Origin of the sequence: Streptomyces sp. NPDC101194 (genome assembly GCF_044767885.1) — a bacterium.
In the GTDB taxonomy this organism is placed as follows: Bacteria; Actinomycetota; Actinomycetes; order Streptomycetales; family Streptomycetaceae; genus Streptomyces.
The window spans coordinates 651,970-675,473 of the sequence record NZ_JBIWOS010000002.1 but is presented as its reverse complement, the minus strand read 5'-3'; the positions used below and the strand labels follow the sequence as shown (position 1 = coordinate 675,473).

Sequence of the window (23,504 nt, the reverse complement as noted above, 5' to 3'; positions counted from 1 at the left end):
CCTTGGACTCAGTGCTTCGCGGGCAGAAAGCCCATCCGGTCGTACGTCCGGGCCAGGGTCTCGGCCGCCACGGCACGGGCCTTCTCCGCGCCCTTGGCCAGAATCGAGTCCAGCGTCTCCGGGTCGTCCAGGTATTCCTGGGTGCGGGTGCGGAACGGTGTGACGAACTCGACCATGACCTCGGCGAGGTCGGTCTTGAGCGCACCGTAGCCCTTGCCCTCGTACTTCTGCTCCAGATCCGCGATCGCGGTGTCGGTCAGCGTCGAGTAGATGGACAGCAGGTTGCTGACACCGGGCTTCTCGGCCCGGTCGAAGCGGATGACCGTGTCGGTGTCGGTGACCGCGCTCTTGACCTTCTTGGCGGTGGCCTTCGGCTCGTCGAGGAGGTTGATCAGGCCCTTCGGAGTGGCCGCCGACTTGCTCATCTTCGCCGACGGGTCCTGAAGGTCGTAGATCTTCGCCGTCTCCTTGAGGATGTACGGGTCCGGCACGGTGAACGTGTCGCCGTAGCCGGCGTTGAACCGCTCGGCGAGGTTACGGGTCAGCTCCAGGTGCTGGCGCTGGTCCTCGCCGACCGGGACCTGGTCGGCCTGGTACAGCAGGATGTCGGCGACCATCAGCATCGGGTACGTGAAGAGACCGACCGTGGTGCGGTCGGCACCCTGCTTGGCGGACTTGTCCTTGAACTGCGTCATGCGGGACGCCTCGCCGAAGCCGGTGAGGCAGTTCATGATCCAGCCGAGCTGGGCGTGTTCCGGGACGTGGCTCTGAACGAAGAGCGTGCAGCGCTCCGGGTCGAGGCCGGCGGCGAGGAGCTGGGCGACGGCGAGCCGGGTGTTCGCGCGCAGCTCGGCGGGGTCCTGCGGAATGGTGATCGCGTGCAGGTCCACGACCATGTAGAAGGCGTCGTGGGATTCCTGCAGCGCCACCCACTGGCGGACCGCGCCGAGGTAGTTGCCGAGGTGGAACGAGCCTGCGGTGGGCTGGATTCCGGAGAGCACGCGGGGGCGTTCAGAGGCCATGGGGCCATTGTCTCAGGTACGGAACCGATCTCCGGCAGCCGGTACGGAAGGTGTGTGGCCCCGGGGCGCACACCGTCGCGAATGAGACGAGGAACACACCCCGGTCCGTCGGCGGACGGGCGCGCCGTGAATCGAAGGTTTCCTCACCGGGGTTCCGACCGACGATACAAAGTGGGCACCACCCCCCGCCCACGCCGCACGACGAACGGAGATCCCGTGTCGACCACGGAAAATGCCATCGCCTCCGCCGAGGCGCACAGCGCGCACAACTACCATCCGCTGCCCGTCGTCGTCGCCTCGGCGGACGGAGCCTGGATGACCGATGTCGAGGGCCGCCGCTACCTCGACATGCTCGCCGGATACTCGGCGCTCAACTTCGGTCACGGCAACCGACGGCTGCTCGACGCGGCCAGGGCTCAGCTGGAGCGGGTGACGCTCACCTCTCGGGCCTTCTACCACGACCGGTTCGCCGACTTCTGCACCCGGCTCGCCGATCTGTGCGGCATGGAGTCGGTGCTGCCGATGAACACCGGCGCCGAGGCCGTGGAGACCGCGGTCAAGACCGCCCGCAAGTGGGGCTACCGGGTGAAGGGTGTCCCGGACGGCATGGCGAAGATCATCGTCGCCGCGAACAACTTCCACGGCCGGACGACGACGATCATCAGCTTCTCCACGGACCATGAGGCGCGGGAGGACTTCGGTCCGTACACGCCGGGGTTCGAGATCGTGCCGTACGGGGATCTGAACGCGCTCGCGGAGGCGATGACCGAGAACACCGTGGCGGTGCTGCTGGAACCGATCCAGGGCGAGGCCGGGGTGCTGGTGCCGCCGCCCGGCTACCTCCCCCGGGTGCGTGAGCTCACCCGTGAGCGGAACGTGCTGTTCATCGCGGACGAGATCCAGTCGGGCCTGGGGCGGACGGGGAAGACCTTCGCCTGCGAGCACGAGGGCGTCGTACCGGACATGTACGTGCTCGGCAAGGCGCTGGGCGGCGGCGTGGTGCCGGTGTCGGCGGTGGTCTCCTCGCAGGACGTGCTCGGGGTGTACCGGCCCGGCGAGCACGGCTCGACGTTCGGCGGGAATCCCCTTGCCTGCGCGGTCGCGCTGGAGGTCATCGCGATGCTCCGGACCGGCGAATTCCAGCAGCGGGCGACCGAATTGGGCGAGCACCTCCATCAGGAGCTGGGGCTGCTGGTGGGCGGGGGCGCGGTGGAGGAGGTACGCGGCCGGGGGCTGTGGGCCGGCGTCGACATCGCCCCGAGCCACGGGACCGGCCGGGAGATCTCCGAGAAGCTGATGGACCGCCGGGTGCTGGTCAAGGACACCCATGGTTCGACGATCCGGATCGCCCCACCGCTGGTGATCAGCAAGGAGGACCTGGACTGGGGGCTGGAGCAGCTCCGCGGCGTCCTGCGCGGCTGAGCTCCCGTCGCCGGCGGCCGCCGGACCGGTGTCAGAGGATGACGTGGGGCAGGAAGCGGGCGTACTCGTCCGTGACCGGCCCCGCCGATTCGCGGATGCCGAGCCCGGCAGCCTCGTCCTCGACGACCCACGCCCCCAGCACCACCCGGTTGCCGTCGAAGTCCGGCAGCGGCGCCAGCTCCTGGTAGCAGCACGGCTCGTCCCGCAGCACCGCGGGGCTTCCCGGCTCGTGGATGGTGACCCCCGCCCCCTCCCGGCCGAGCAGCGGTTTGGCGACATAGCCGGGGCCGTCGCCACGGCCCGCGCCCGGACCCGCCGCCGCCAGTTCGCGGGGACCGTCCAGGTACGAGGCGAGCAGATTCGGATGGCCCGGGTAGAGCTCCCAGAGGATCGCCAGGAGCGCCTTGTTGGAGAGGAGCATCTTCCAGGCGGGCTCGATCCAGCAGGTGGTGCCGGTGCCGCCGCCGTTGTCGAGGGTGTCCAGCACGTGCGGACCGAACCGGTCGGTCGCCAGCCACTCCCACGGGTACAGCTTGAAGCAGCTGCGGATGAAGCGGAGCCGCTCGTCCACGAAACGCCCGGCCAGCCGGTCCCAGCCGATCCGTTCGACGGAGAGCGCCTCCGTGTCGAGGCCGGCCTGTTCCGCGGTCTCCCGCAGATAGGCGACCGTCATCAGGTCCTCGCCGATCTCGTCGCCCTCGGAGTGCGCGAAGTGCACCGGTCCGGCGGGCAGCAGCGCGGCCTGCCGGCGCCACGCCCCGACGAGGCGTTCATGCAGGGAGTTCCACTGGTCGGCGCCCGGGAAGCGGTCCTCCATCCAGAACCACTGCGCGCCGGCGGCCTCCACCAGAGAGGTGGGGGTGTCCGCGTTGTACTCCAGCATCTTCGCCGGGCCGGTTCCGTCGTAGCACAGGTCGAACCTGCCGTACAGGGACGGCAGTTCGTCGCGACGGTGCCAGGAATCGGCGACCAGCGAGGCCAACCGGTCGTCGGTGATGCCGAGTTCGGCGAGGCGGCCCCGCTCCACCATGTGTGCGGCGGCGGCCAGGCACATCGCGTGCAGTTCCTCGACGACCTCCTCCAGCGCCTCCACCTCGGGCAGTGAGAAGACGTAGTAGGCGCTCTCGTCCCAGTACGGGCGCAGGGAGCCGTCCGGGTGACGGGTGAGCGGGTAGACGACTCCCTGGCTCTCCACCGTCTGCTGCCAGCCGGGGCGCGGCTGCGCGGTACGTCGCTCCATGGCGGTTCAGCCGCCTCCGGTGCCCGAGCAGCCGAAGCCACCGCGTTGGACGGCCGCCTTGTCGAAGCTGCCGCCCTCCACCTTGCCGTTCCTGCTCTCGCCGCCGTAGTAGTACGAACCGCCGCCGCTACCGCTGCCACTACCGCTCTTGCACTTGTAGTTGGGCAGTTGCTTGTGGGTCAGCGGGTCGACGCACCGCTTGTCCGGTTCCGAGCCGCATGAGGTGATCACCGCCGCGAGCATCCCCATCCCGCCGAGCACCACCGTGCTCGACCTCAGCTTGCGCGTGACCTTCTTCCCATCGGCCATGTCTCCGCCTCCCCCGACGTGTGAATCAAGCCAATAAGGCCGTTCGTCTCAGACTAGAGCGCGGCCGATCGCGGCGAGAAGGGGGTTCCGTGTCACCGGTGACGGACCGTCCGCGTGCCGCGCACGAGCGGAAGGCGGGCATGTTCCGGTCAGTTCAGTAATGTGGCCGCCGGAACGGACTGGAGGGGGACTGGTGACGTTCGACAACGATTGGGCACAGCTCAAGTCGGAGGTGCAGGAGCGCCATTCGGCAGCCATGCGGCTCAACACCGCCGGGGCCACGTCCACCGGCGGCGGAGGCGAAGCCGATCTGGTGGTGCATCAGGACGACCTGGGCGCGGTGGGCAACGAGGCATTCCGGATCCACGGCGAGTTACGGAAGCGCTCCGACATCGCAGGTGCGGGAATGAACAAGAGCGGCGCAGGGACGACCGCCCAGGCCGCTGCGGAGCTGCAGGCACAGAACTTCAGTGCCGGTTCGGAGTTGTACACGACACTCGAAGTCTGGACTTCGCAGGTCAACACCGTCCTGCAGATGTGCGCACACATCTCCAACCACTTGGACTACTCGAAAAAGGCGCATGCCAAGGACGACGAGGAAATCGCAGCCAGCCTACGCCGGAGAGACGGGTCGGCGGTTCCGGTCTCGGAACTGATGAAGTACGCGAAGTGAGCGCGGGAGCGGGGAAACGATGAGCGCACTCACCTATACGGATCTGATGGAAGCGGACCTGAAGAAGCTGAGTACGGCCGCCGACGACTGGAAGCTGACCGCGGACCGTCTGGGGACATTGAAGACTGACGCCACCAGCACCCTTCTGCAGATGTCGGACAAGGCGCACTGGGCGGGCGTGAACGCTGCGGTCACCAAGGAGTTCGTTCGCAAAGCGGTCAAGGAGATCTCGGACCTGTACAGGGAGGCCGCGAGCATCGCCGCTGTCCTCGAAGATGCGCAGACTGAACTCACGCATATCCAGAAGCAGGCCAGGGAGCTGACTGCGGAGGCTCGTAAAGGAAATCCGGACCGGCAGGGGGAGCCCGATCCAGGTCTCTTGGTGGTGGACGGCCCCAACGGCACAGTGAAGGTCATGGAGCCGATCTGTGAGGCCGAAGGGACTTCGCAGCGGACGAAGGACCTGGTGCAATGGTACGCAGATACCCTCACGGGGCTCGTGGCCCATGCGTCGGAGGTCGACGCGGCCGTGACCCGCGCCCTGAAGAAGAGCCACGGCGGTGATCCGCACAACGCGGGGCACGCGACCTACACCTCGCTGGACGAGGACCAATTGCCACGTGCCACGAGGCTGGCCTCGCTCGGTGATGACGCCAACGACGTGCAACGTGCTGAACTACGCCGTCTTTGGACATCGTTGAGCCCGCAGGCCCGTGCGGAGTTGTGGAGCAACCACAAGGACGACCTTCTGGCCGCCGGACTACTCTCCCCGACGGTCAAGCAAATCGCCCCCGACCGCGGATCCGGCCCCTACGGGGTCGAGAAGCCAGGAGCGGAGGAACGGCGGACTCGCGAGAAGATGAACCTGATCGCCGAGGCGGCCGACTGGAAGGGCGACAGCGATGCTGCTCGGCACATGGCGCATTACCTGGGGAACAGCGGAACAGACATGGAACTGCCCGTGGACAAGATGATGTCCGACGTTCCCGACTTCCGCGACCACATCGAGGATTCCATCAGGGAACACCAGGACGATTGGCGTGAGCAAGCGCTCGAGGAGTTCAGGAAGAATGGCGGCCGGCCGGTCTCCATACCCGTGGAGACGGCCAACAGGGACTTCTCCTTCCAGAAGGACGTGAACAACAACTGGTTCTACGCGGTCGGCTCGACCAGGTCGAACGTGACCGGGGTGATTACGGTCGTGCCGGACGCGAACGGCGAGCCCAAGGTGGGTCTCGACTATCAGGCGAACGCCTGGGACCGCTACAACTGGGACGAGAGCAAGGGAGTAACCATCAACGCTCCGGTGATGGGCGACATGTCGATCCCCGACGGTCAGATGGCCCGTCTCCACACCACGGGCATCGCCCGCGAATTCGACATGGCGGGCAGCAGTTCCAGCAAGCACTACGACCTGGGCGGATCGTCCTCGAACCACGGCCCGTTGCCGGAACCGGACCAGCCCGGACGTGAGGGCGGCCGCACAGACCCCGGCCGCGAACAGCAGGAAGCGCGATAGGGATTCAACCGGTGAACGATTCCAACAAGAGTTCTACCGACGGGCGGTCCCGGCGTCGTCGACGGCTGCCGGTCGTCATCGCGCTGGTGTTCGCCGCCTGCGCCGCCGTCGTGATCGGCGTGTTCGCCCGGGCCGCCGACGACGTGGAGTCGGACCTGTCGGACCAGGAGATGAACTGCTGCTGGGAAAAGGGAGCCACCCCGGCCTGGATGAGCGAGCAGATGGGTGTGCGTGTCCCGGAGGCGGCATCGGACCGGCGTGCGGGTTACAAGGCGGGGCAGCGCTTCGACACCGGACTCCTGTCCTTCGTGCTGCCCAGCGAGGAGGCGGCGGCGTACACGGGCCGTCTTGTCCCGGAGGGCACCAGGATGATCAAGAACTTCCACCCGAAGGAGAAGGATTACCGTCCCGCCGCCGCCTTCTCCCGTCTCGGGCTGGCAGAGCCGGAGACACTCGTGCAGGGGCTGCGACACGTCAGCCTGTGCCCCGATGGCCTCGACTCCCCCGAAGGCAAGCACCTTCGGCGTTGCATCGACCTGTTCGCGCACGAATTCACGCCCGGCACCACTCGGATCTATGTCCGGTCGACCATCGAACCGGCCCTGACACCGCCTCCCGCGAGCCCCGGTACGTAGAAGTCCGGTCAGTGGACGTGCCGCAACACGCTGCCCTCACCGGAGTTCCCGAACCGCACGGGCTCGCCGCGCTCCTGCCCCTGTCCGGCGGACCGGAGGACCCCAGTGTGGGGCGTGGTCGTCACTCCGGCCGGTCCGGCCGTTCATCGGCTCGAAGGGCCGTCGCCGAGAGCGGACGCGGGTGCGTCGAGCGCCCCCAGTAGAGTCCCTTCGTGCTCTTCGGGATGATCTGCGCGCTCGGCGCCGCCGTCTGCTTCGGTACGGCCTCCGTCCTCCAGGCCGTCGCCTCGCGCGCCGCCGCCGCGCCGGGGTCGGACGCGGGGGTCGATCCGGCGCTGCTGCTGCGCGCCCTGCGGCAGTGGCGCTACCTCGCCGGACTCGCCCTCGACGGCTGCGGTTTCGTCCTCCAGATCATCGCCCTGCGGTCCCTGCCGATCTACGCGGTGGGCGCCGCCCTCGCCGCGAGCCTCGCCGTGACGGCGGTGGTCGCCGCGCGGCTGCTCAAGGTGCGGCTGAGCGCGGTCGAATGGACCGCGGTCGGTGTCGTCTGTGCGGGCCTGGCCATGCTGGCCCTCTCCTCCGGCGGTGAGGGGCACGGCACCGGCCCGGCGGCGCTGCCCTGGTGGATGCTGGGGATCTCCCTGGGCATCCTGCTGATCGGCGCGGCGGCCGGACGGCTCCCGGAACGGCCGCGGGCGCTGGTCCTGGGGCTGGGCGCGGGCTGCGGTTTCGGGGTGGTCGAGGTCACCGTCCGACTGATCGACGACGTGTCCCCGTCGGCGCTGCTCACCAACCCGGCCGTGTACGCGCTGCTGCTGGGCGGCGGTTCGGCTTTCCTGCTGCTCACCTCGGCGCTGACGCGCGGTTCGGTGACGACGGCGACGGCCGGCATGGTGCTGGGCGAGACGATCGGCCCGGCGCTGGTCGGCGTCTTCTGGCTCGGGGACCGTACCCGCGAGGGCCTCGTCTGGCTGGCGGTCGCCGGCTTCGTGGTGGCGGTGGCGGGCGCACTGGCCCTGGCCCGGTTCGGCGAGGCGCCGAAGGACACCCCCGAGGCGGTCTGAGCCCGCGCGCACCGTCCACGACCGGCGCGCACCGCTCCGGGAGGGCGGCTGCCGCGGCGGCGTCATCGTCACAGAGGACCCCGGCTGCGCCGACGCGCTCGACGCCGCCCACGCCATCGGGCCGGGTCGACTGCTCAACAGGGGTCGGGGTCGGTGCCGCCTCCATGGCGGCGGAGGTAGGCCAGGACGGCGCGGACCCGGCGGTGCCCGCTGTCGCCGACCGACAGACCGAGTTTGAGGAAGACGCTGCCGATGTGTTTGTGGACGGCGTTGTCGGTGATGAAAAGCCGCTGGGCGATGGTGGCGTTGTCGTGCCCTTCGGCCATCAGAGCCAGGACCTCGCGTTCGCGCGGGGTGAGGGCGTCGACGGGATCGCCGCGGACGACGAGGAGCTGGGCGACGACCTCGGGATCCATGGCGGTGCCGCCGGCTGCCACGCGGCGCAGTGCGTCGGTGAACTCCGCGATGCGGCTCACCCGGTCCTTGAGCAGATAGCCGATGCCGCCGCGGGTGTCGGAGAGGAGGCGGCCGGCGTATTCCTGCTCGACGTACTGGGACAGGACCAGGACGGGTAGTCCGGGGCGGTCGCGGCGGGCCCGGAGGGCGGCGCGGATACCCTCGTCGCGGAAGGTCGGGGGCAGTCGCACGTCGACGATGGTGACGTCCGGGCGGTGGGTCTCGACGGCGGCAAGGAAGCCGGGGGCGTCGTCCGTGATCGCGGCGACCTCGAAGCCCTGGGAGCCCAGCAGGAGTTCGAGTCCGGAGGACAGCAGGACATTGTCCTCGACGATGACTACACGCACGGCAGCTCCACGGTGATGCTGGTCGGCCCGCCCGGCGGGCTGCTGATCTTCATGGTGCCGTCCAGGGCGGCGGCGCGGCGGCCGATTCCGTCCAGGCCGGTGCCTCGGGATGCGTCCGCCCCGCCGGTCCCGTCGTCGGTGATCTCTGCGGACAGCGTCGCGCCGCTGCGAGTGACGTGGACGGCGGCCTCGGTGGCCCGGCTGTGCCGGGCGATGTTCGCCAGCGCCTCGGTGACGGAGAAGTAGGCGACCGCTTCGACCGCGGCAGGCACCTCACCGAGCTCGCCGATGTCGATGCGGGTCGGCACGCCGGCCCTGTCGGCCAGGGTGCTGAGCGCGCCGACGAGGCCCTGGTCGGCCAGGACCGGAGGGTAGATGGTGCGGATGACCGAACGCAGCTCGGTCATGGCCTCCTCGGTCTCGGCTCGGGCCTGCCGTACGAGCGCGGCGCCCGCGTCCGGGTCCTGGGGAAGGCTCTCCCCGGCCACGGCGAGCCGCATGGCGATGGCCACCAGCCGGGCCTGGGTGCCGTCGTGCAGGTCGCGTTCGATCCGGCGGAGTTCCGCGCCGTGCGCCTGCAGGACGTCCGTGCGCGTCCGCGTCAGTTCGGTGACGCGCGCCGCCAGTTGTTCCGCGGGAGACGGCGCCAGGACTGCCAGGCAGCACCGCGCGTGCGCCCGAGCGAGCGGCGGCAGAGCGACGGTCGCCAGCGCCGTGAGAAGCAGGAAGTCCGCGAGACCGATCGTCAGCGCGGGGACCCAGCCGTCGATACGGACACCGAGCAGCGGTAGCCGTGGCGGATCCGACGCGGGAAACGCCCACCACCCCACGGTGATGACAAGGATGAGGAGCTGGTTACCCAGGCACAGCAGGGCGAGTATGCCCACGGGCAGGCCGGTGGCCACCTGGGTCACGAGCCACACGAGGTCGCGGCGGAGGGCGCGCGGGCGCGGCCCCACCGGTCGGCCCAGCAGCGCCCCGGCGTGCCGGCGGTGGCGCTCCGCCCAGGGAGCTGCCAGCGACGGTACGCACAGCAGTGGTGCCGCCACGAGCGTCACCAGCGCGGTCAGCAGGGTGCCGAGCAGGTAGCGTCCGCTGCGCCCGGCCCGGACCGGCCATGCGCGAACCTCGCCGATCACACCGTGCACCGGCTCGCCTTCGTCCGTCGTACGAGACCGGGAGCGGCCCTCGGACGCGCCACGGTACGTGCCGGGCGGCCCTGCGGCACTACAGCCACCTGTAGGTTCCCATCGGCCGCCTGTGGTAGCGACACACGATTCGACGGCTACCTAGCGTGGCGTTCATGAGATTCACAGCCCCGGCCTCCGCGCCGCAGCACCACCCGTCCCAGCAGCGCCGCCGCCGGATCGGCCGAGGGTGGCTGGCCGCAGCCGCGGTCGCACTCGGCACAGCGGGTGCGGCCATGGCCGTCCAGTCCTCGGGCGGCGCGGCCGCGACGTCCGCGCCCGGCTACCGGCAGGACGACCTGCGCCTGGACACCGAGGGCATCCAGGCGCTGGGGATCACCGGCGTCCAGGCCCGGGTGACCACCGCCTCCGGCCGGGATCTGGTCGCCACCAGCGGCGTCGCCGTGGCGGGCACGAACCGCCCGGTGCCCCGCGACGGCTACTTCCGGATAGCCAGCACCGGCAAGGCACTCATGGCCACGGTGATCCTGCAGTTGGTCGACGAGGGCAAGCTGTCACTGGACGACACGGTGAACCGCTGGCTGCCCGGTGTGATCGACGGCAAGGGCAACGACGGACGGAAGATCACCGTGCGCCGGCTCCTGCAGAACACCAGCGGCCTCCACGACGACCTTCCCGGCTTCGACACCCCGCAGGTGTACTACCGGCACCGCTACGACACCTACACCGCCGAACGGATCGTCGCCCGGGCGATGAAGCACCACCCGGACTTCCGGCCCGGCACCGGCTGGAGCTACTCCAACACCGGCTACGTCGTCCTCGGCATGATCGCCGACAAGGCCACTGGCCGCCCGTGGCAGGAGGAGGTCGAGAGCCGGATCCTGAAACCGCTCGGCATGAACCACACCTATCTGTCGGGCACCGTGTCCACCCTTCGTCGCCCGCACGCCGATGGCTATCAGGTCTTCGCCTCCGGCGAACGGACCGACGTCACCGAACAGATCGTCCCCGACCTCGGCGGCTATGTCTCCACCACGGCGGACGTCAACCGTTTCTTCCAGGGGCTGCTGGGCGGCAAGCTGCTGTCCGAGGCGCGCATGGCCGAGATGCGGGACACCGTCCCGGTCGACAAGCGGATCGAGGCATTCTGGCCCGGCGGACGTTACGGCCTCGGCTTGGTCAACCGCCCCCTGACCTGCGGCGGCAGCTACTGGAGCCACGAAGGGGGAGAAGCCGGCTACATCACTCTCAACGGCGCCACCGACGACGGCGGCCGCACCGTCACCGTCGCCATGTCCACCAGCTTCAACGACCTCGATGAGACGCTCCGGCAGCACAAGGCCGCCAGCGACCTCGTCGACCGCGCGCTGTGCGACACCTCCGGCAGGAGACGGGGAAAGTAACCGTCCGGGGCGTTCGTGCCGGCTCCGTGCCCCCACGAGCCGCTCCCTGCGGGGACACCGGCCGGCACGGGCGGTCGTTCAAGAGCCCGTGCGGCTCTCGGCTTCCGCGGTGGGGGGTGCGGGCACGGGTTGCCGCAGCGAGGCCGAGGCGGGCATCCACGGGACCGGGAGGCACGAGCACCCCCGTGGAGCGGTACTCGTTACGCACCAGTGCACACGACGAAGCCTCAGGAAAGGACCCGGACCAGGGCTTCCAGCGCCCCCGCCCAGGCGCTGTCGGTCGGTGTTCCGTAACCGATGACCAGCGCGTCGCGCCCCGGCGGTGCCTCCGGGTGCCGGAAGCGTGAGAACCCCTCCAGCGCCAGCCCCTGCCATGCCGCCGACCGCATCACCGACGCCTCGCTGCCCTCCGGGAGTTCGAGCACGGCGTGCAGCCCGGCGGCGATACCGCTGACCCGCACGCCCGGCGCCCGCTCCGCCAGCACCTCGACGAGCTGGTCGCGACGGCGCCGGTAGCGCAGCCGCATCGCACGCACATGGCGGTCGTACGCACCCGACGCGATGAACTCCGCGAGCGTCAGCTGTTCCAGCGCGCTCGACGACCAGTCGCTCAGCCCCTTCGCCTCGGCCACCTCCTCCACCAGGCTCTCCGGCAGCACCATCCACCCCAGCCGCAGTCCCGGCGCCAGCGACTTGCTCGTCGTCCCCAGGTGCACGACGCGTTCGGGGTCCAGGCCCTGGAGCGCGCCGACCGGCTGCCGGTCGTAGCGGAACTCGCCGTCGTAGTCGTCCTCCAGGATCAGCCCGCCCGTACGGCGCGCCCAGTCGACCGCCGCGGCCCGCCGGTCGGGATGGAGCGGCACCCCCGTCGGGAACTGGTGCGCGGGCGTCATCAGGACCGCGCCCGCCCCGCGCAGCCCGGACAGCTCATCGGTCCTGGCACCGAGTCCGTCGACCGACAGGCAGGGCATGCGCAGCCCGGCGTCCGCGAGCAGCTTCCAGTGCACGTCCAATCCCCACGATTCGACGGCCACCTCTCGCACCCGTCTCTTGCGCAACACCGTCCCCATCAGTTTCAGCGCCTGCACGAAGCCGGCGCAGATCACGATCCGCTCCGGCTCCGCGTACACGCCGCGGGCGCGGGCCAGATACTCGGCGAGTACGGTGCGCAGTTCGATGCGCCCGCGCGGATCCCCGTATCCGAAGGCGTCGTTGGGCGCGGCGGTCAGGGCGCGGCGGGCCGCCTTGAGCCAGTCGGCACGCGGGAACGTCGAGAGGTCGGGCGACCCGGCGCGCAGGTTGTGGGTGGGCGGGGCAGGCACCGGCCGGGACCGCGTCGTCCGCCTGGCCGCCGGGCGCGGGCGCGGTTCGGCCCGCCGCGCCACTGTGGTGCCCGAACCCTGCCGAGCGCTGAGCCAGCCCTCGGCCACCAGTTCCGCGTAGGCGTCGGCGACGGTGTTCCGGGCGATGCCGAGGTCCACGGCGAGGCTGCGGGAGGAGGGCAGCCGGGTCCCGGGCGCCAGCCGCCCCGTCCGTACGGCCTCGCGCAGGGCGTCCATGAGCCCGGTCCGCAGTCCCGTCGAGCCGGTCGTCTCCAGATGCAGGTCGGCACCGAAAGTGGCCCATGAATCCGTCATGGAAATGGACCATACCGCTGCGCCACCCACGCCGTAACGTCATACCCATGACAACGAACGAGCACAGCCACCCGACCTCCGGACTCAACCCCGAGCACACCCCTCGTCTGCGGCAGTGGGCCGAGCTGGCCCCCGATGTCTACAAGGCCATGGTCCGGTTGGACGCCGCCTCCCGTAAGGGCCTCGACCCGGTCGTCGGGGAGCTGGTGAAGATCCGCGCCTCGCAGCTCAACCGCTGTGCGTTCTGCATGGACATGCACACCAAGGACGCACTCGCGGCGGGGGAGTCCGTCGAGCGGATCGTCCAGCTCAGCGCTTGGGAGGAGTCCAAGCACTTCTACACGCCCAAGGAGATCGCGGCCATCGAGCTGACCGAGGCGGTGACCGTGCTGACCGACGGTTTCGTGCCGGACGAGGTGTGGGAGAAGGCCGCCGAGCACTTCGACGAGACCGAGCTCGCCCACCTCGTCGCCGCGATCACCACGATCAACGCGTGGAACCGGTTCGCCGTGACCACCCGCATGGTCCCCGGTCACTACAAGCCGGGCGACATCAAGCACTGACCCGGCGACGCCCACCGCGTCCCGCACCCCGCCCGCCCCTGCGTCGGAACACCTCCGGGAGCCCCGTGATGACCGCATCCGTTCTCCGTGCCCTGCACCACGACCGCGCCCCCGGCGATCCGCTGGTCCTCCCCGGTCCGTGGGACGCGGCGAGCGCCCGCGTCTTCGCCGAGGCGGGCTTCCCGGCGCTCGCCACACCCAGCGCCGGGATCGCGGCCTCGCTCGGCTACGAGGACGGGGCGACGCCCGCCGCCGAGATGTTCGCGGCCGTGGCCGGGATCGTGCGGGCCGTCCCGGCCGACGTCCCCGTCTCGGCGGACATCGAGGCGGGCTACGGGCTGGCACCGAAGGAGCTCGTGGAGCGGCTCCTGGACACCGGAGCCGTCGGCTGCAATCTGGAGGATTCCGCCGACGGCATCCTCGTCGACGCCCAGCGGCAGGCGGACCGCCTGGCCGAGGTACGGGCGGTCGCGGGCGACCGGCTCTTCGTCAACGCCCGCGTCGACACGTATGTGCACGGCGTCCCCGAGGGCACGGACCAGGAGGCGGAGACGGTCCGCCGCGCCCTGCTGTACGTGGCGGCGGGCGCGGACTGCGTCTACCCGATCGCGGCCCCGCCCGAGGCCCTGCCCCGGCTGGCCGCCGCCGTCCCGGCCCCGCTGAACGCCCTGGCCCGGCCGGACGGGCCGTCCCCGCGCGAGCTCGGCGGGCTGGGCGCCACCCGCATCACCTTCGGCCCGGGGCTGCAGCGCCGGGCCATGGCGGCCGTCCGCAAGATCGCCGACGAGTTGCGGAAGGTGTGAGCGGCCCGCCGGGACCGCACGGTCACGCCTGTCTGCCGCCGAACGCCGCCAGGGTCCGTTCCAGCATCGGCATGGCCCGCACCACGTTGCGGGAGCGGATCAGGGCGTCCCACGCGGGCTCGAACTTCTTCCAGCCGCCCGCGTACGCGAGATGCCGCAGCCGCTCGTGCGTCCCCGGCTGGGCGGCCGCGCCGCGCCAGATGTTGGACCAGCGGTAGAAGTCGCGGTACGCCCGCCAGTAACCGTCCTCCAGCTGACGCGGCGTCATCCCCTTGGGCCGGTAGACGACATGGCGGGTGTCGTAGAGGTCCCAGTCCCGGTGGACGATCCGGTCCTCCGCCGCCATCTGCTCCCACAGGCCGGTGGACGGGTACGGCGTCATGATGTGGAAGGTCGCCGTCTCGATGCCCTGTCCGACCGCCCACTCCACCGTGCGGTCGAAGACGTCCGGGCCGTCGTGGTCGAGTCCGAAGACGAAGCTGGCATTGACCATGACACCGGCGTCATGGAGCCGGCGGACGGCCGCCTCGTAGTCCTTGCCGATGTTCTGGTCCTTGCGCCGCTCGGCGAGGTTGGCGCTGTTGACGGTCTCGAACCCGACGAACAGGCTGCGCAGGCCCGCTTCCACGGCGCGCTCCAGCAGATCGGGCTGGAGTACGGACTTCACGGTCCCGGCCGCCTGCCAGAGCCGTCCCGTTCCGGCCATCCCGTCGAAGAGCGCCTCGGCGAAACGCCGGTTGCCGAGCAGATGGTCGTCGAGGAAGTACAGATGTCTGCCGGGCAGCCGCTCGATCTCGGCGAGCGCGTCGTCCACGGCCTGGGTGTAGAAGGACTTGCCGCCCGCGAAGAAGGCGTCCTTGTAGCAGAAGTCGCAGTGGTGCGGACAGCCGCGCGAGACGACGATCGAGTTGGGCACCAGATACAGATGCCGTTTGATCAGGTCCCTCCGCACGGGCGGCAGCCCGGCCAGGGTGCGCAGCTTCGAGTCGTACCTGCGGCCCGGCACCCCGTCCCGGAACTCCTTGAGGAACAGCGGCCAGGTGTCCTCCCCCGGCCCGGTGAAGATCGTGTCGGCGTGCGCCGAGGCCTCGTCCGGGAGCGAGGTCACGTGGAGGCCGCCCATGGCGACGTGGACGCCGCGGGCACGGAAGTGGTCGGCTATCTCGTAGCCGCGTCGGGCGGAGGTGATGTACGGCTGGACGACCAGCAGATCGGGACTGTCGAGCGCCTCGATGTCGACCCGCTCGACATGCTCGTCGAGGAGCGTCACCTCGTCGTCCGGGTCGAGGTACCCGGCGAGCGTCGCCAGGCCGAGCGGCGGGAAGAGCGAGTACTTGATGGGCCGGAACAGCGGGCTGGTCGCCTCGGTCAGTGCCGGAAGGATCATCGTCACGCGCATGACAGCCCAGACTCGGGCGGGTGCGCGGTCGGTTCCCGGCGACGGCGAGCCACGCACCTGCACAGCCGCCCCCGGCAGCGGCTGCTGACGGGGGCGGTGAGGTACGCCTCGCAGGGCGTACGGATCAGATCAGGCCGAGCTCGCGAACCGCGTCGCGCTCCTCGATGAGCTCCTGCACCGACGCGTCGATGCGCGTACGGGAGAACTCGTTGATGTCCAGACCCTGGACGATCTCGTACTTGCCGTCCTTCGTGGTGACCGGGAAGGACGAGATGATGCCCTCGGGCACGCCGTAGGAGCCGTCCGACGGGATACCCATGGAGGTCCAGTCGCCGGCGGCGGTGCCGTTGACCCAGGTGTGGACGTGGTCGATGGCGGCGTTGGCGGCGGAGGCGGCCGAGGACGCGCCACGGGCCTCGATGATGGCGGCGCCGCGCTTGGCGACGGTCGGGATGAAGGTGTCGGCCAGCCACGCCTCGTCGTTGACGAGCTCGGCGGCGTTCTTGCCGGCGATCTCCGCGTGGAAGACGTCCGGGTACTGGGTCGCCGAGTGGTTGCCCCAGATCGTCAGCTTCTTGATGTCGGAGACGGCGGCACCGGTCTTCGCGGCCAGCTGCGAGATCGCACGGTTGTGGTCGAGGCGGGTCATCGCGGTGAAACGCTCGGCCGGCACGTCCGGGGCGGCGGCCTGCGCGATGAGCGCGTTGGTGTTGGCCGGGTTGCCGACGACGAGGACCTTGATGTCGTCCGCGGCGTTGTCGTTGATGGCCTTGCCCTGCGGCTTGAAGATGCCGCCGTTGGCGGAGAGCAGGTCGCCGCGCTCCATGCCCTTCGTACGCGGGCGGGCGCCGACCAGGAGGGCGACGTTGGCGCCGTCGAACGCCTTGTTGGCGTCGTCGGTGATCTCGATGCCGCGCAGCAGCGGGAAGGCGCAGTCGTCGAGCTCCATCGCGGTGCCCTCGGCGGCCTTCAGGCCCTGCGGGATTTCCAGGAGACGCAGGTTGACCGGCACGTCCGGGCCGAGCAGGTGGCCGGAGGCGATGCGGAAGAGCAGCGCGTAGCCGATCTGGCCGGCTGCGCCGGTCACGGTGACATTCACGGGAGTGCGGGTCATGGCGATCTCCGTTAGACAGCTGGCGGTGGGGGTCCCTGCCCCTGGTGTCGGACATCCCTGAATCTTGATGTGAAGAGATATCCGGCGTTCAGGCTATCCGACCCGGAACCTCCCGGCGGCCCGGCCCCCTGTGGCACCGCACACAACCCGTCACACAGCGCTCACCCGGCCGTACCCGCTCACCCGGGAGGCGGTCGCTCGGTGGAGTGGGCGTTCGGAACTCAAAGCGCCCTCGCACACGCCCCCGACGCCGCCGACGCCTGCCGAGCACTCCGTTGCAGGACGATCACACCGTGGCGGAATGGTCACTTCCGTGCCACAGGCCCCGGGGCTCCCTTGAACCGCCCTTCGCCGTGAACCAGGCTGAGGCCAGGACGGGGGCAAGGCCGCTCAAGTCACCACGTTCCGGGGCAACTTCGCCCCGGCGGCCCCCCGCCCTCGGGTGTCCGTCCCTTCTCGGGGGAGGGGACGGACACCGTCCGCGAGCGGCCCGGCCGGACAGCAGGCAGGCAGGCAATCGAGCGAGCAGGCGGCCGTACGGACTCAGCGGATCGTGAAGTGGACCGCGTCCTCCAGGAACGGCATGTCCAGCCACGGCTTGGGCTGCGCCACCAGCGCGAGCATCACGATGAGGAAGCCGAGCACCCCGTACGTCACCAGGTCGGTGAAGCGGGAACGGACCGCCAGCATGCCCACCGACGGGACCACGAGCCGCAGCACGGCGCCCCCGATGAGGGCCGCCCCGATCAGGATCGTGCCGATCCTGAAGGCCTCGGCGAAGGGGTCGACCGCCACGATCAACAACCCGATCCCGGCCGTGCAGAGCACGGCGAGCAGCGGCCACTGCCGGGCCGGTGCGGGGGCGTCGCCGGACGCGGCACGGCCACCGCCCTCGGGGCGCGCGGTGTCGCGGGTGAACGAGGGGAACCTCCGCGAGGGACGCGCCCCCTCGCGCGGGGCGGCCTGCGGGCGGACACCCTCGCTCCGGTCCGAGCCGGTGCCGGAACCCGTGCCGGAGGCGGTGCCCGTCTCCGGCTCCGGCTCCGATCCAGAGTTCGAATCCGCACCGACCGCCGTGCCGGCGGTCACGTTCGCGTCGGCAGCCGCGTTCACGTCGGCGCCGGAGTCCGCACCGGCGCCCGCGGGGCCCCGAGTGGCCGCCGCCTCAGGGGCAGCATCCTCCGAAGCGGCGTTCTCACGGTTCGCAGCCCGATCCGGCACGGTCGCACCCGCGGCGGGCGCCTCCGCGCTCGGCGGCACCGGAGACTCCCGGTCCGCCTCAGCGGCCGGGTCGGCCGGACTCGTACCAGCACCCATGGGCTTCCTTCCGGATCGGGTCGGTCGGCTCAGGCCGCGGCGGCCGCGTCGCGCTCGGCCGCCTCGACCACGTTGACGAGCAGCTGGGCGCGGGTCATCGGGCCGACGCCGCCGGGGTTCGGGGAGATCCAGGCGGCGACCTCGGCCACGCCCGGGTGGACGTCCCCGACGATCTTGCCGTTCTCGTCCCGGCTGACGCCGACGTCGAGCACGGCCGCGCCCGGCTTCACGTCCTCGGGCTTGATGATGTGCGGAACACCGGCGGCGGCGACGATGATGTCGGCCTGCCTGAGCTGGGCGGAGAGGTCACGCGTGCCGGTGTGGCACTGGGTGACGGTGGCGTTCTCGGACTTGCGGGTCAGCAGCAGCGGGATCGAGCGGCCGATGGTGACACCGCGGCCGACGACCACGACATGCGCCCCGTTGATCTCCACGTCGTGGTGGCGGAGCAGCTGGACGACACCCTGCGGGGTGCAGGGCAGCGGACCCGTCTCGTTCAGCACCAGGCGGCCGAGGTTCATCGGGTGGAGGCCGTCGGCGTCCTTGGCCGGATCCATCAGCTCCAGGACGCGGTTGGTGTCGATCCCCTTGGGAAGGGGAAGCTGCACGATGTAACCCGTGCACGCGGGGTTGGCGTTGAGCTCCCGTACGACGTCCTCGATCTCCTCCTGGGTGGCGGTGTCGGGGAGTTCGCGCTGGATCGAGCCGATGCCGACCTGGGCGCAGTCGCGGTGCTTGCCGTTCACGTACCACCGGCTGCCCGGGTCGTCCCCGACCAGGAGGGTTCCCAGGCCAGGGGTGATGCCCTGCGCCTTGAGGGCCGCCACGCGGACGGTGAGATCGGACTTGATCGCGGCTGCGGTGGCCTTGCCATCGAGAATCTGGGCAGTCATGTCCCCATACTCGCGGATGACCCCGCCCGCATACCAATTCCGGGCGCCGACGATGGCCACCAGGTTGCGCTTGGACAACACATTCGGCAATCGGCTGGACAAAAAGCCGACGTCAAGACCACGATGAGCCGCGCAGTACCGCGGACAGTGTCGGGGGGACAGACCGTACTCATTGCGCATGTTTCCTCCGCCCGGACCGCGTCGTCCCCATTTTTTTGCAACGGAGGAATCTCGCCATGAGCTTCGGCGACCCGAACAACCCCTACGGCCAGCAGCAGGGCGGGCAGCCGGGTTACGGCTACCCGCAGCAGTCCCCGCAGGGCGGACAGCCGGGTTACGGCTACCCGCAGGCTCCCGCGGGCTACGGCTACCCCGGCGGCCCCGTCGAGATGCCGGGCGGCGTCAAGGCGGCCCGCATCATGCTCTACATCCTCGGCGGCTTCCAGGCCCTCGGTGCCGTGCTCGCCGTCGTCGCGGGCGCGTGGATCAGCAAGCAGCTCTCCGACACCTCGACCTACGGCAGCGACTCCGACAAGGCGGCCGGCATCGGCATGGGCGTCATGGTCGTCGTGGGCATCTTCATCCTCGCCTTCGCCCTCTGGGCGATCCTGACGGCCGCCAAGTTCACCACCGGCGGCAACGGCATCCGCATCTCCGCCATCGTGTACGGCTCGGTGACCACGCTGTTCAGCCTCATCAGCCTGCTGGGCGCGAACGTCTTCTCGCTCATCAGCGTCGCACTGGGCATCATGATCATCGTCTTCTGCGCCAAGCAGGACGGCGCCGCCTGGTTCCAGCGTCCGCGTCCCTGAGCCACGCCGCTCACCGGCCCGGCCGCATCCGGCCGGCCCACCCGCTCGGACGTGAGCGGGCGAGAAGGCCGTGGATCCGCACGTACGTGCGGATCCACGGCCTTCGCCCGTTTCGCCGGTCCGGGGAACGTGCCCCGTCGGCGAGCGGGCCCGGCACACCTGGCATGCCGCACGCGAAGGGCCGGAACTCCTCGGGGAGTTCCGGCCCTTCGCGCTGGGGAACCGTCAGTGGAAGAAGTGCCGCGTACCCGTGAAGTACATCGTCACGCCCGCCTTCTTCGCGGCCTCGACGACGAGCTCGTCCCGGACCGAACCCCCCGGCTGGGCCACGGCCTTGATACCGGCGGCGGTGAGGATCTCCAGCCCGTCCGGGAACGGGAAGAACGCGTCGGAGGCGGCGTACGCGCCCCTCGCCCGCTCCTCGCCCGCCCGCTCGACGGCCAGCTTCGCGGAGTCGACCCGGTTGACCTGCCCCATGCCGACCCCGACGGACGCGCCGTCCTTGGCAAGCAGGATCGCGTTGGACTTGACCGCGCGGCAGGCCTTCCACGCGAAGGCGAGCTCCTTCAGCTCATCCTCGGAGAGGGCCTCACCGGTGGCGAGGGTCCAGTTGGCCGGGTCGTCCCCGTCGGCCTGGAGCCGGTCGGTGACCTGGAGCAGCGCGCCGCCGTCGATGGGCTTGACCTCGACCGGGGCGGTCGGGGCGTCGGGGCAGCGCAGCACCCGGATGTTCTTCTTCCGGGCCAGGACCTCGACCGCGCCGTCCTCGTACGCCGGGGCGACGATGACCTCGGTGAAGATCTCCGCGACCTGCTCGGCCATCGCGACGGTCACCGGGCGGTTGACCGCGATGACACCGCCGAAGGCCGACAGCGGGTCGCAGGCGTGCGCGTTGCGGTGCGCCTCGGCGACGTCGTCGGCGATCGCGATGCCGCACGGGTTGGCGTGCTTGATGATCGCGACGCACGGCTCGGCGTGGTCGTACGCGGCCCGGCGCGCGGCGTCGGTGTCCGTGTAGTTGTTGTACGACATCTCCTTGCCGTGCAGCTGCTCCGCCTCGGCCAGGCCGCCGGCGCCCGAGGTGTAGAGCGCGGCGGGCTGGTGCGGGTTCTCGCCGTACCGCAGGACGTTCTTGCGGTCGTACGTCGCACCGAAGAAATCGGGGAAGCCCGAGTCGTCGGCGGCGGCGTAACCGTCCGCGAACCAGGAGGCCACGGCCACGTCGTACGCGGCGGTGTGCTGGAACGCCTCGGCGGCCAGGCGCTTGCGGGCGGTCAGGTCGAAGCCGCCCGCCCTGACGGCGGCGAGGACGTCGCCGTACCGCGCGGGGCTGGTGACGACGGCCACGGACGGGTGGTTCTTCGCGGCGGCGCGGACCATGGACGGACCGCCGATGTCGATCTGCTCCACGCACTCGTCGTCGGAGGCACCGGAGGCGACGGTCTCCTTGAACGGGTACAGGTTGACGACGACGAGGTCGAAGGGCTCGACTCCCAGCTCGGCGAGCTGCTCGCGGTGGGCGTCCAGGCGCAGGTCGGCGAGGATGCCGGCGTGGACGCGCGGGTGCAGCGTCTTGACGCGGCCGTCGAGGCACTCGGGGAAGCCGGTGAGCTCCTCGACCTTGGTGACCGGCACCCCGGCGGCGGCGATCCTCCCGGCGGTGGAGCCGGTGGAGACGAGCTCGACACCCGCCTCGTGCAGACCGCGGGCGAGGTCTTCGAGCCCTGTCTTGTCGTAGACACTGACCAGGGCGCGGCGGATGGGCTTATTCACCGACATGACCGAGATGAACCTTTCGTCCCTCAATGCGATAGCCGTCACGGGCGAGCCGCCCCACGGCCTCGACGAGCAGCTTGCGCTCGACTTCCTTGATGCGTTCATGGAGGGCGGCCTCGCCCTCCGCCGTGTCCGCTTCGGTCACCTCGACCACGCCCTGCGCGATGATCGGACCGGTGTCGACACCGTCGTCGACGAAGTGGACGGTGCACCCGGTGACCTTCACGCCGTACGCGAGTGCGTCACGCACCCCGTGGGCACCGGGAAAGCTGGGGAGCAGGGCGGGGTGGGTGTTGATGAACCGGCCGCCGAACCGGGCGAGGAACTCCTTGCCCACGATCTTCATGAACCCCGCGGACACCACGAGGTCCGGGTGGTGCTCGGCCGTGGCTGCCGCCAGCGCCGCGTCCCACTCCTCGCGGGTGGCGTGGTCCTTGACCCTGCACACGAAGGTCGGCAGCCCGGCGCGCTCCGCCCGTTCCAGGCCGACGATTCCGGAGCGGTCGGCGCCGACCGCGACGACCTGCGCGCCGAAGCCCTCGGGATCGTCACCGATGGCGTCGAGCAGGGCTTGGAGGTTCGTTCCTGAGCCGGACACCAGCACGACCAGGCGGGCCGGGGCGGCGGAGGGGGGCGGGGAGGCCACGGCTGGGCCCTTTCTCGCGTGGTGAAGCAGAGTGACGCTGATTTGTATGGTCGTACGAATGAACCGAACCCCTCGATACGGGGAACTCTACGAACGAGCCGACCGTCAGCAACGATACCGGCACCTCCGGGGCCCTCCGCGGGACGGGGGTGAGGGGCCGCGAGCCGATCACGGGCAGGCCATGGGGAGCGGCGAGGAGCGGCGAGGAAGCTCCGGGGAACCCCGGTGGCAGGTACCGGCCGCCCGGCGCAGTCGCTCCCAGCTTTCGGCCCCTCCTGGCCGGGAGGTAGCGTCAGGGGACAGGGAACCGTCCGCAGGGCGGAAATGACGAGATGGGGAAGACGTTCACCATATGCCGGACCGACGCCGCCGCACCGCCTTCCGCCACCCGCTGCCCGAGCCGGCCTCGCTACTGCTGCGGGAGCGCCGGTCTTCCACGGGCCCTGCCTCTTCCTCTGATTCCTCCGGCTCGTCGGGGTCCACGGGCCCCGCGGACGACAACCCGTTCGCCGCACCGCCGGCGAACCGGCCCGACCAGCCCTGGCAGCCCCGCCACCCCTCGAACGCCGGGAACGGCAACGGGGACGGGAGCGGCGACGGGGCGCCCGAGGGCGGCTCCTCGGACGAACGGCCGGTCTGGGGCAGCCAGTGGAGCAGTCGGCAGCCCGGCCGCCAGAGCGGCGGCTTCGGCGGTCGCCCCGGAGGCCAGGGCGGGCCGAACGGCCCGGGTGGCCCCGAGGGCACCCCGGGCGGACCGCGCTGGGACCCGACCGACCCCGCCCAGCGCCGCGCGCGCTACTCACTGCTCTGCGGCATGTGGGCCTTCTTCTTCGCGCTCTTCGACTTCCCGGAGATCGCCCTGCTGCTCGGCGCGCTCGCCCTGTACTGGTCGATCAGCGCGCTCCGGGCCAAGCCGAAGGGCGCGTCCGCACCGGGCGGCACCGCCGGAGCGGCCGGGCCGGCCGCTCCGTCCGGCGCACCGGCCGCCGGTCCCCTTCAGGGCTCCGGCTCCGGGCATGTTCCGGCGCGCCCCGCGCCCGGATCCGCGCCCGGCACCCCCGCTCCGGGCTACGGCAGGCAGCAGACCACGGCCGCGGTCAGCGGCCTGGTGACGGCACTGCTCGCGCTCTCGATCGTGGCGACGACGTTCACGGTGCAGCTGGTCTACCGCGACTACTACACCTGCGTGAACGATGCCCTGACCAAGTCCGGCCAGCTGGCCTGCAACGACCTGCTGCCGAAGCCTCTGGAACCCTTCTTCGGCGTCAAGAACTGACACCTGCCGGTGTCCGTCGGCCCCGCACGA

Annotated in this window: 22 protein-coding genes; 10 read left to right on the top strand and 12 right to left on the bottom strand. The window is 70.6% G+C overall.

The genetic code is table 11. From position 1 onward, the window contains the following. Positions 1-8: 8 nt before the first annotated feature. Positions 9-1,022 carry a tryptophan--tRNA ligase gene (gene trpS / locus ACIRP2_RS09805; RefSeq protein ID WP_404248250.1) on the bottom strand — a complete coding sequence of 338 codons (1,014 nt, stop codon included), beginning with the start codon at positions 1,020-1,022 and terminating at the stop codon, positions 9-11. A 216-nt stretch (positions 1,023-1,238) separates the two neighbouring features. Here trpS and rocD point away from each other — a divergent pair, with 216 nt between their 5' ends. Further along, a complete protein-coding gene (gene rocD / locus ACIRP2_RS09800) occupies positions 1,239-2,444 on the top strand; it encodes an ornithine--oxo-acid transaminase (RefSeq protein ID WP_404248248.1) in 1,206 nt (401 codons plus the stop codon). Between the two features lie 31 nt (positions 2,445-2,475). Here rocD and ACIRP2_RS09795 read toward each other — a convergent pair whose 3' ends face one another. Both ACIRP2_RS09795 and ACIRP2_RS09790 read right to left on the bottom strand, forming a co-directional pair. Further along, a complete protein-coding gene (locus tag ACIRP2_RS09795; RefSeq protein WP_404248246.1) occupies positions 2,476-3,684 on the bottom strand; it encodes a glutathionylspermidine synthase family protein in 1,209 nt (402 codons plus the stop codon). Positions 3,685-3,690: 6 nt separating this feature from the next. Beyond that, positions 3,691-3,993 carry a hypothetical protein gene (locus tag ACIRP2_RS09790; RefSeq protein WP_404248244.1) on the bottom strand — a complete coding sequence of 101 codons (303 nt, stop codon included), beginning with the start codon at positions 3,991-3,993 and terminating at the stop codon, positions 3,691-3,693. 193 nt (positions 3,994-4,186) lie between these two features. Between ACIRP2_RS09790 and ACIRP2_RS09785 the strand changes: the two genes are divergently transcribed. The 4 genes from ACIRP2_RS09785 (at position 4,187) to ACIRP2_RS09770 (ending at position 7,884) form a co-directional block, all read left to right on the top strand. Next, positions 4,187-4,666 carry a hypothetical protein gene (locus ACIRP2_RS09785; protein ID WP_404248242.1) on the top strand — a complete coding sequence of 160 codons (480 nt, stop codon included), beginning with the start codon at positions 4,187-4,189 and terminating at the stop codon, positions 4,664-4,666. Positions 4,667-4,685: 19 nt separating this feature from the next. Next, complete coding sequence (locus ACIRP2_RS09780; protein WP_404248240.1) at positions 4,686-6,185, top strand: hypothetical protein; 1,500 nt, start codon at positions 4,686-4,688, stop codon at positions 6,183-6,185. Between the two features lie 11 nt (positions 6,186-6,196). After that, positions 6,197-6,820, top strand: coding sequence for a hypothetical protein (locus tag ACIRP2_RS09775; RefSeq protein WP_404248238.1), 624 nt, complete (start codon positions 6,197-6,199; stop codon positions 6,818-6,820). A 224-nt stretch (positions 6,821-7,044) separates the two neighbouring features. Further along, positions 7,045-7,884: a hypothetical protein gene (locus ACIRP2_RS09770; RefSeq protein ID WP_404249428.1), complete on the top strand. Its 840-nt coding sequence runs from the start codon at positions 7,045-7,047 to the stop codon at positions 7,882-7,884. Between the two features lie 134 nt (positions 7,885-8,018). Here ACIRP2_RS09770 and ACIRP2_RS09765 read toward each other — a convergent pair whose 3' ends face one another. Both ACIRP2_RS09765 and ACIRP2_RS09760 read right to left on the bottom strand, forming a co-directional pair. After that, positions 8,019-8,687: a response regulator gene (locus ACIRP2_RS09765; protein ID WP_404248236.1), complete on the bottom strand. Its 669-nt coding sequence runs from the start codon at positions 8,685-8,687 to the stop codon at positions 8,019-8,021. Then, positions 8,678-9,835: a sensor histidine kinase gene (locus ACIRP2_RS09760; RefSeq protein ID WP_404248234.1), complete on the bottom strand. Its 1,158-nt coding sequence runs from the start codon at positions 9,833-9,835 to the stop codon at positions 8,678-8,680. Before ACIRP2_RS09760 ends, ACIRP2_RS09765 begins: the two co-directional genes overlap by 10 nt. A 155-nt stretch (positions 9,836-9,990) precedes the next feature. On the opposite strand from ACIRP2_RS09760, the gene ACIRP2_RS09755 reads away from it, so the two are divergent. Continuing rightward, complete coding sequence (locus tag ACIRP2_RS09755) at positions 9,991-11,238, top strand: serine hydrolase domain-containing protein (protein ID WP_404248232.1); 1,248 nt, start codon at positions 9,991-9,993, stop codon at positions 11,236-11,238. Positions 11,239-11,465: 227 nt separating this feature from the next. Here ACIRP2_RS09755 and ACIRP2_RS09750 read toward each other — a convergent pair whose 3' ends face one another. Further along, a complete protein-coding gene (locus ACIRP2_RS09750) occupies positions 11,466-12,875 on the bottom strand; it encodes a PLP-dependent aminotransferase family protein (RefSeq protein ID WP_404248230.1) in 1,410 nt (469 codons plus the stop codon). 47 nt (positions 12,876-12,922) lie between these two features. Between ACIRP2_RS09750 and ACIRP2_RS09745 the strand changes: the two genes are divergently transcribed. Together ACIRP2_RS09745 and ACIRP2_RS09740 are read left to right on the top strand one after the other, a co-directional pair. Further along, positions 12,923-13,438: a carboxymuconolactone decarboxylase family protein gene (locus ACIRP2_RS09745; protein ID WP_404248228.1), complete on the top strand. Its 516-nt coding sequence runs from the start codon at positions 12,923-12,925 to the stop codon at positions 13,436-13,438. Between the two features lie 68 nt (positions 13,439-13,506). Next, positions 13,507-14,241, top strand: a complete 735-nt coding sequence (locus ACIRP2_RS09740) for an isocitrate lyase/phosphoenolpyruvate mutase family protein (protein WP_404248226.1) — start codon at positions 13,507-13,509, stop codon at positions 14,239-14,241. Positions 14,242-14,263: 22 nt separating this feature from the next. Here ACIRP2_RS09740 and ACIRP2_RS09735 read toward each other — a convergent pair whose 3' ends face one another. From ACIRP2_RS09735 to ACIRP2_RS09720, 4 genes are all read right to left on the bottom strand, one after another. Then, positions 14,264-15,640, bottom strand: a complete 1,377-nt coding sequence (locus ACIRP2_RS09735) for a B12-binding domain-containing radical SAM protein (protein ID WP_404248224.1) — start codon at positions 15,638-15,640, stop codon at positions 14,264-14,266. A 124-nt stretch (positions 15,641-15,764) separates the two neighbouring features. Beyond that, positions 15,765-16,754, bottom strand: a complete 990-nt coding sequence (locus tag ACIRP2_RS09730) for a malate dehydrogenase (RefSeq protein ID WP_365692024.1) — start codon at positions 16,752-16,754, stop codon at positions 15,765-15,767. A 543-nt stretch (positions 16,755-17,297) separates the two neighbouring features. Continuing rightward, positions 17,298-18,071, bottom strand: coding sequence for a DUF3017 domain-containing protein (locus tag ACIRP2_RS09725; protein ID WP_404248222.1), 774 nt, complete (start codon positions 18,069-18,071; stop codon positions 17,298-17,300). Between the two features lie 29 nt (positions 18,072-18,100). After that, positions 18,101-18,964, bottom strand: a complete 864-nt coding sequence (locus ACIRP2_RS09720) for a bifunctional methylenetetrahydrofolate dehydrogenase/methenyltetrahydrofolate cyclohydrolase (protein WP_404248220.1) — start codon at positions 18,962-18,964, stop codon at positions 18,101-18,103. Positions 18,965-19,200: 236 nt separating this feature from the next. Here ACIRP2_RS09720 and ACIRP2_RS09715 point away from each other — a divergent pair, with 236 nt between their 5' ends. After that, positions 19,201-19,776, top strand: a complete 576-nt coding sequence (locus ACIRP2_RS09715) for a hypothetical protein (RefSeq protein WP_404248218.1) — start codon at positions 19,201-19,203, stop codon at positions 19,774-19,776. A 225-nt stretch (positions 19,777-20,001) separates the two neighbouring features. On the opposite strand, the gene purH is transcribed toward ACIRP2_RS09715, so the two are convergent. Further along, positions 20,002-21,555 carry a bifunctional phosphoribosylaminoimidazolecarboxamide formyltransferase/IMP cyclohydrolase gene (gene purH, locus ACIRP2_RS09710; protein ID WP_404248216.1) on the bottom strand — a complete coding sequence of 518 codons (1,554 nt, stop codon included), beginning with the start codon at positions 21,553-21,555 and terminating at the stop codon, positions 20,002-20,004. After that, entirely contained in the window at positions 21,542-22,198 is a 657-nt protein-coding gene (gene purN / locus ACIRP2_RS09705; protein WP_365692020.1) for a phosphoribosylglycinamide formyltransferase, read from the bottom strand. Before purN ends, purH begins: the two co-directional genes overlap by 14 nt. Before the next feature lie 352 nt (positions 22,199-22,550). Here purN and ACIRP2_RS09700 point away from each other — a divergent pair, with 352 nt between their 5' ends. Continuing rightward, positions 22,551-23,474, top strand: coding sequence for a hypothetical protein (locus tag ACIRP2_RS09700; protein WP_404248214.1), 924 nt, complete (start codon positions 22,551-22,553; stop codon positions 23,472-23,474). The last annotated feature ends 30 nt before the right edge of the window (positions 23,475-23,504 follow it).

Bases quoted from the DNA above. Each gene is read 5' to 3' on its own strand.
- trpS (WP_404248250.1), bottom strand. From the start codon at position 1,022: ATGGCCTCTGAACGCCCCCGCGTGCTCTCCGGAATCCAGCCCACCGCA.
- ACIRP2_RS09795 (WP_404248246.1), bottom strand. From the start codon at position 3,684: ATGGAGCGACGTACCGCGCAGCCGCGCCCCGGCTGGCAGCAGACGGTG.
- ACIRP2_RS09790 (WP_404248244.1), bottom strand. From the start codon at position 3,993: ATGGCCGATGGGAAGAAGGTCACGCGCAAGCTGAGGTCGAGCACGGTG.
- ACIRP2_RS09780 (WP_404248240.1), top strand. From the start codon at position 4,686: ATGAGCGCACTCACCTATACGGATCTGATGGAAGCGGACCTGAAGAAG.
- ACIRP2_RS09770 (WP_404249428.1), top strand. From the start codon at position 7,045: ATGATCTGCGCGCTCGGCGCCGCCGTCTGCTTCGGTACGGCCTCCGTC.
- ACIRP2_RS09755 (WP_404248232.1), top strand. From the start codon at position 9,991: ATGAGATTCACAGCCCCGGCCTCCGCGCCGCAGCACCACCCGTCCCAG.
- ACIRP2_RS09750 (WP_404248230.1), bottom strand. From the start codon at position 12,875: ATGACGGATTCATGGGCCACTTTCGGTGCCGACCTGCATCTGGAGACG.
- ACIRP2_RS09745 (WP_404248228.1), top strand. From the start codon at position 12,923: ATGACAACGAACGAGCACAGCCACCCGACCTCCGGACTCAACCCCGAG.
- ACIRP2_RS09740 (WP_404248226.1), top strand. From the start codon at position 13,507: ATGACCGCATCCGTTCTCCGTGCCCTGCACCACGACCGCGCCCCCGGC.
- ACIRP2_RS09735 (WP_404248224.1), bottom strand. From the start codon at position 15,640: ATGCGCGTGACGATGATCCTTCCGGCACTGACCGAGGCGACCAGCCCG.
- ACIRP2_RS09730 (WP_365692024.1), bottom strand. From the start codon at position 16,754: ATGACCCGCACTCCCGTGAATGTCACCGTGACCGGCGCAGCCGGCCAG.
- ACIRP2_RS09725 (WP_404248222.1), bottom strand. From the start codon at position 18,071: ATGGGTGCTGGTACGAGTCCGGCCGACCCGGCCGCTGAGGCGGACCGG.
- ACIRP2_RS09720 (WP_404248220.1), bottom strand. From the start codon at position 18,964: ATGACTGCCCAGATTCTCGATGGCAAGGCCACCGCAGCCGCGATCAAG.
- ACIRP2_RS09715 (WP_404248218.1), top strand. From the start codon at position 19,201: ATGAGCTTCGGCGACCCGAACAACCCCTACGGCCAGCAGCAGGGCGGG.
- purH (WP_404248216.1), bottom strand. From the start codon at position 21,555: ATGTCGGTGAATAAGCCCATCCGCCGCGCCCTGGTCAGTGTCTACGAC.
- ACIRP2_RS09700 (WP_404248214.1), top strand. From the start codon at position 22,551: ATGCCGGACCGACGCCGCCGCACCGCCTTCCGCCACCCGCTGCCCGAG.